General features: G+C 47.8%; 5 protein-coding genes. 3 read left to right on the forward strand and 2 right to left on the reverse strand.

Annotated elements, in window-relative coordinates; genetic code table 11:
- Positions 1–587: 587 nt before the first annotated feature.
- From BZG79_RS11820 to nagK, 3 genes are all read left to right on the forward strand, one after another.
- Positions 588–926: a DUF3802 family protein gene (locus BZG79_RS11820; protein ID WP_077774472.1), complete on the forward strand. Its 339-nt coding sequence runs from the start codon at positions 588–590 to the stop codon at positions 924–926.
- Positions 868–1,641 carry a tRNA-uridine aminocarboxypropyltransferase gene (locus BZG79_RS11825; RefSeq protein ID WP_242414174.1) on the forward strand — a complete coding sequence of 258 codons (774 nt, stop codon included), beginning with the start codon at positions 868–870 and terminating at the stop codon, positions 1,639–1,641. Before BZG79_RS11820 ends, BZG79_RS11825 begins: the two co-directional genes overlap by 59 nt.
- A gap of 107 nt (positions 1,642–1,748) precedes the next feature.
- The gene (gene nagK, locus BZG79_RS11830; protein WP_077774474.1) at positions 1,749–2,651 is read left to right on the forward strand and encodes an N-acetylglucosamine kinase; all 903 of its coding nucleotides are present in this window, start codon (positions 1,749–1,751) and stop codon (positions 2,649–2,651) included.
- Between the two features lie 76 nt (positions 2,652–2,727).
- Here the strand turns inward: nagK and BZG79_RS11835 are convergent, their stop codons facing one another.
- The gene (locus tag BZG79_RS11835) at positions 2,728–3,807 is read right to left on the reverse strand and encodes a ketoacyl-ACP synthase III (protein ID WP_077679049.1); all 1,080 of its coding nucleotides are present in this window, start codon (positions 3,805–3,807) and stop codon (positions 2,728–2,730) included.
- A gap of 121 nt (positions 3,808–3,928) precedes the next feature.
- Positions 3,929–5,299: a DASS family sodium-coupled anion symporter gene (locus tag BZG79_RS11840; protein WP_077669072.1), complete on the reverse strand. Its 1,371-nt coding sequence runs from the start codon at positions 5,297–5,299 to the stop codon at positions 3,929–3,931.
- Between the last annotated feature and the right edge of the window lie 265 nt (positions 5,300–5,564).

Raw genomic sequence — 5,564 nt, forward strand, 5'->3', positions numbered from 1 at the left:
GGGTAGCGCGCTCTACATCACGATTGATACGCTCTTGCATGATATAGCTTGAAACCGATAATCCGAGCACCATCAGCGTGATAAACGTCATGATTAATCCGATTTTGCTGACAATGCTCTTACTAAATAGGCGCGGACGGTTTACCTTCATGGTTTTTTCCTACATCCTTGTGAGCGATTGATTCGGGCGTATCCGTGAAAACAGCTCAGTGTGTGGTTTATTTTCATCACTGCAAACCARAGCTATACTGCAAAGAAGAGTGGGTCAGCAGTTTGCATGAGTAAAGTGTGGCATGGATAAGCAAGAAMGGCTTACCGTTCACAGTTTTGCCACTGTATGTACACGAGCAATAAGCCAGTACGTGTTATTGCGCATGCTATCTTATACTATAAGACGTGTGGAATCGTATGTAAGGTGCATCGAATAGTACAAGATGCATCGAATCGTATAAGGTGCATGGAAACAGTATAAAGCACGTGATGTGCTGTGAAGCGTGACTCGCTTTCTAATTTCGTCCTCTGGGGGCGCACATCGCGGATGTTCGCGATACAATAGCGATATATGAACAGTCTAAGGACAAGTAACCATGGTAGTAGATTCAGACGGGTATCAGGCACTGATCGAGCACTTTGCGTTCAATCTCACCGTCTTTGAGCAACCCGGTGAAGCCATTGGCGATGAAACCATTGCAGATATCGTGCACGATCTCGTCGCCTCTAACATCATGACCATTTGTGAGCAAAACCCTGGGCTCTCATCCGCGTTAAGGTTTACCATACTCCGTGAAGCCGATCGTGTGGTTGAAGATATGGAAGAAGTCTTAGCCGGGCGATGGGAGCAACCTGTCACGGCNCCTAGATACTTTGATGTCAAAAATAGCGATGTCAAAAATAGAGCAGAATCACGCGATTCAGCGCCTTTATAAAGCACGCCTCTCGCGTGCTACCCGCCCTTATCTAGCCCGTGGTGCCGGGGTTGATCGTTGTCAGCAGTGCATGCTGGTTCGTCATTATTGTATCTGCGCCCACCGAACGGCTCAAAAGACACACGCCGCTTTTATGCTGCTGATGTATGACGATGAGGTCTTGAAGCCAAGCAATACCGGCCGGCTGATTGCTGACTGTATCGCCGATACCTATGCGTTTATTTGGTCACGAACAGAGCCGGACCCTGAGATGTTAGCGCTTCTGTCCCATCCCGATTATCAACCTTTTGTGGTTTTCCCGTCTCAATACACGACGCCTGAGCGTGTCGTGAGTGTCCCGACTGTGGGCGTGTCAGGTAAACGTCCGCTGTTGATTATTATCGATGGAACCTGGCGAGAAGCGAAAAAGATTTTCAGAAAGAGCCCTTGGCTTGATCGTTTTCCGGTTTTAAGTATTCAACCTCAGGCATTATCACGCTATCAAGTGCGTGATGCTCACGGCGAGAATCAGCTTGCAACAGCAGAAGTGGCTGCAGAGGCACTGATCGCAAATCAAGAGCAAATGGCAGCCGCATATTTGAATCAATGGTTTGATGTATTTAGCGAGCGCTATATGGCAGGTAAACGACAAAAGGCGTTGCCAGAGCGAGACGCGTTGTCCCTGCTGCTTCATCGCCAGGATCAATGTGATACACACGAAAATGCCGATGGCTAACGTTTGGTTAAAAAACTACGAAACTTGGCCAGAATCACGGACTTGAGGCTATTTTTGGTGGATAATCTGGTTATATAACGACAAACAAACACGAAGGTGACTTAGCCATGTATTACGGCTTTGATGTGGGCGGCACAAAAATTGAGTTCGGCGCGTTTGACAAACAACTCAATCGTATTGCGACCGAACGTCATCCAACCCCCACGCAGGATTATGCGGCGTTGGTTGAAACCATCGTCCAATTGGTAGAAAAATACGATGTTAAATGGGGAGGGCAGGGAACCATTGGTATTGGTATTCCTGGCTCGCAAGCAGAAGATGGAACGGTTCTAACCGTTAATGTGCCTGCAGCCAATGGACAATCGCTACGTGCAGATTTAGAAGCGCGCCTTGGCAGAGAAGTCCGTATCAGTAATGATGCTAACTGTTTCGCGTTATCGGAAGCCTGGGATGAGCAAGCGCAGTCGGCGAAAACAGTCTTGGGTTTAATTCTTGGCACTGGCTTTGGTGGTGGTTTAGTCATTAACGGTAAGGTGATTAATGGTAAAAACCAGATGGCTGGCGAGGTTGGTCATATGCGGATGCCGATTGATGCTTGGTTGCGTCTTGGTGATCACCCACCGATGTTTGATTGTGGATGTGGCAACAAAGGATGCTTAGATAATTACCTATCAGGGCGCGGATTCGAACAATTGTATGGCCACTTTTATCAGCCTCTATCAGCGATTGAGATTATCGAAAACTACCGAGTGGGTGAATCCGATGCAGTGGCATTTGTCGCGTGCTTTTTTGATGTGTTGGCAATGTCTTTAGGCGGTATTTTAACTGCGTTCGATCCTGACATGGTTGTGCTTGGCGGCGGCTTATCTAATTTTGATGAGCTTTATGACGCCATTTCCGAGCGCTTACCTCAGCATTTACTGTCAGCGGCAAATGCGCCTGATATAGTTAAAGCACAGCATGGCGATGCGGGTGGAGTGCGTGGCGCGGCATTCTTGCATTTAACCTAATGCCTCAATGAAACCCTGCTAAGAAAAAGCCGACATCTTGATTGTCGGCTTTTTGGCTCTTAGCTTTCTCGCGTTACTACTTATTCGACTTTTGACAGTGATTAATTGCGTCGTCTAATAGCTCGAGTGCCGTTTTATCGGTGGGTGGTAGGTCTGCATTTGATTGCGCGATAGGTGTGGTTCGCTCACCCCAGCGAATCAGTCCTGCGCCCCAGGTAAGCCCAGCGCCAAATGCCGCGGTGAGCAATTGACTGTGCGGCTTGACGACGCCTTGTTCTACCGCTTCGCACAAGGCGATAGGAATTGTTGCGGCAGACGTATTACCGTAATGCTGGATATTGATAAATGCTTTATCCAGTTCAATACCGGCATGCTCACACAAGGTTTCAATAATCCGTTTATTCGCCTGATGAGGAACAACAAGATCGATGTCGTCGGCGTTAAGTTGATTGCGGGCAAGCACTTGATTTGCCGCAGAGCCCATACCTTTCACCGCGCGTTTAAAAATATCGCGACCGATAAAGTCAAACGAAAAATGCCCATTGTCGGGATCAAAACGATCCATAGCGGTGCCAAATGCCGGGATGGCTAATACGTCTCTTCCTGCTGAATCACATCCGAGTTGCGCATCCAACAAGCCTACTTCTTGATCGCTTTTGCTCACCACGACTGCCCCCGCTCCGTCACCGAATAACACGGCGGTATCGCGTTTGCTCCAATCCAAGTACCAAGTAAGGTGTTCTGCACCAATAATCAGTGCGTGCTGGTAATGGCCAGCTTGCAACATTTTGGTAGCCGTTTCTAATCCATAAAGGAATCCAGTACAGGCGGCATTCATATCGAAAGCGGCTGCATGTAGGGCGCCAATATTTCCTTGAACCTTTGAAGCGATGTTAGGAATTAAGGTATCTGGCGAGCATGTCGCGACAATCAATAAGTCTAACTGGCTCGCGTCGATACCTGCAGCCGCCAGGGCTCGATGGGCAGCAACGGTTGCTAAGTCCGAGGTTTCTACATGACTCACTCGACGCGCCTCAATGCCAGTGCGCGAGCGGATCCATTCATCATTGGTTTCTAAGATGGTGCTGAGGTCATCATTACTCAACACAGCAGGCGGGAGACATTTACCCCAGCCAGTAATTTCTGCAAATGCCATAGTCGTTTACGGGTTATTAAGCGTTGCGCTAGTGTAAACCTGAAACTCAATTGAAACAATTTTGATAGACGAGAAGACGCGAAAAACACTACCTGGCGCAAATGCCAGGTAGTGAGCGAGATTACCAGAATAAACGGGTAAAAATGGCAAGAACCACAATACAAACAAGGTTTAAGTACATACCAACCCGCATCATATCACGTTGTTCAATATGCCCAGATCCAAACACAATGGCGTTAGGAGGGGTGGCAACGGGAAGCATAAAGGCACAGGATGCTGCAATGGCAATTAACGCCGATAGTGCCACGGGGGACACGCCTAAGGCTTCTGCAATGGTCGCGAAGACGGGAACTAACAGTGCGGCGCTGGCGGTGTTACTGGCAAACTCTGTGAGGAATATAACAAACGCGACGACACCAAGCATGGTAAAGAACAACCCGGAGCCGGTCAGCGCGCTACTGAGGTGATTCGCCAAGAATACACTGGTGCCTGTTTCTTTGAGTACGTTGCTTAAGCAAATACCGCCACCGAACAATAATAGAACGCCCCAATCTGCGGTTTTTTCCACTTCCTTCCACTTTACCACTCGGGCAGCACCCAGTAATACGATCGCAGACAGCGCGACGATCGAGTCAAATTTACTGAGACCACCGAGCATAGCATTTAAGGGTTTACTGAAGATCCACGCCGACACCGTAAGCGCAAAGATAGCAATGGTGATTAAACGTGGCGTGGTCCACTCAAAGCCGCGTTTGTCGGCATCAAAGCTGTAGTTAAGATTCGGTTTGGTTAAAAAATACAACACAACAACAGCCACTGGCAGTAGGATAAGCGTGACAGGCAGTCCGAGCTTCATCCAGTCTGCGAAACTCAACCCAGCTTCTGCAGCGGCGATGGCATTTGGTGGGCTACCGACAATGGTCGCGATGCCACCGATACTGGCACAGTAAGCAATCCCCAACAGAACGAAAACATAGGTGCCATGATCTTTTTGATTATTCACCTTATGTAAGATACCGAGTACCAAAGGAAGCATCATTGCTGTCGTGGCTGTATTACTGATCCACATCGATAGACCGGCGGTAACACCAAAGAGCATCATGACTGCCACTGACATTTTTCCTTGGGCGATGGTTAATACTTTATTGGCAATCGCTTGATCGAGCCCTTGAGCTTGCAATGCCGCCGCTAATGCAAACCCACCTAGAAACAGAAAGATAATAGGATTAGCAAAGTTTGACAACGCCGCCGGTGTTTCAAACACACCGAGACCCACTGCCATGATCGGCACCAATATCGCTGTCATGCTGACATGGATGGCTTCGGTGAGCCAAAGCACAGCGATAAAGACCAGTAAGCTGAGGCCAGTTGTTACGTCGGCGGCAAAAGGTAAGCTGTGATATAAAACGAAAAACAACGCAATATCAGCCAATAAAATCCAGGCTTTTCGATCGAGCTTCCAGGAGTGTAAAGAAAGGGATTGCAGGTTCATAGGGCGTCCTTTTACAAACGTTATCAGGTATTGTACTCATTTATAATATTTGTGTGATTCGCTTGATAACGGGGATTTATAAGCAAAAACAAGCCATAACAGATTACCAAGCGATGGCTAATATACGCTTTATTGGTCAGGGTGTTAATCGATTGCAGGCAGGTTTTTAAACAAATGATTAAAACAATGTAAAAATTGTGATTCGGGCAGCATCGATGGCAGAACGCTTGGTCATAACGTCAGAAGGGAGTTATCGGTTTGAGAG

This window comes from Salinivibrio sp. MA427, assembly GCF_001996115.1.
GTDB classification, from domain to species: domain Bacteria; phylum Pseudomonadota; class Gammaproteobacteria; order Enterobacterales; family Vibrionaceae; genus Salinivibrio; species Salinivibrio costicola.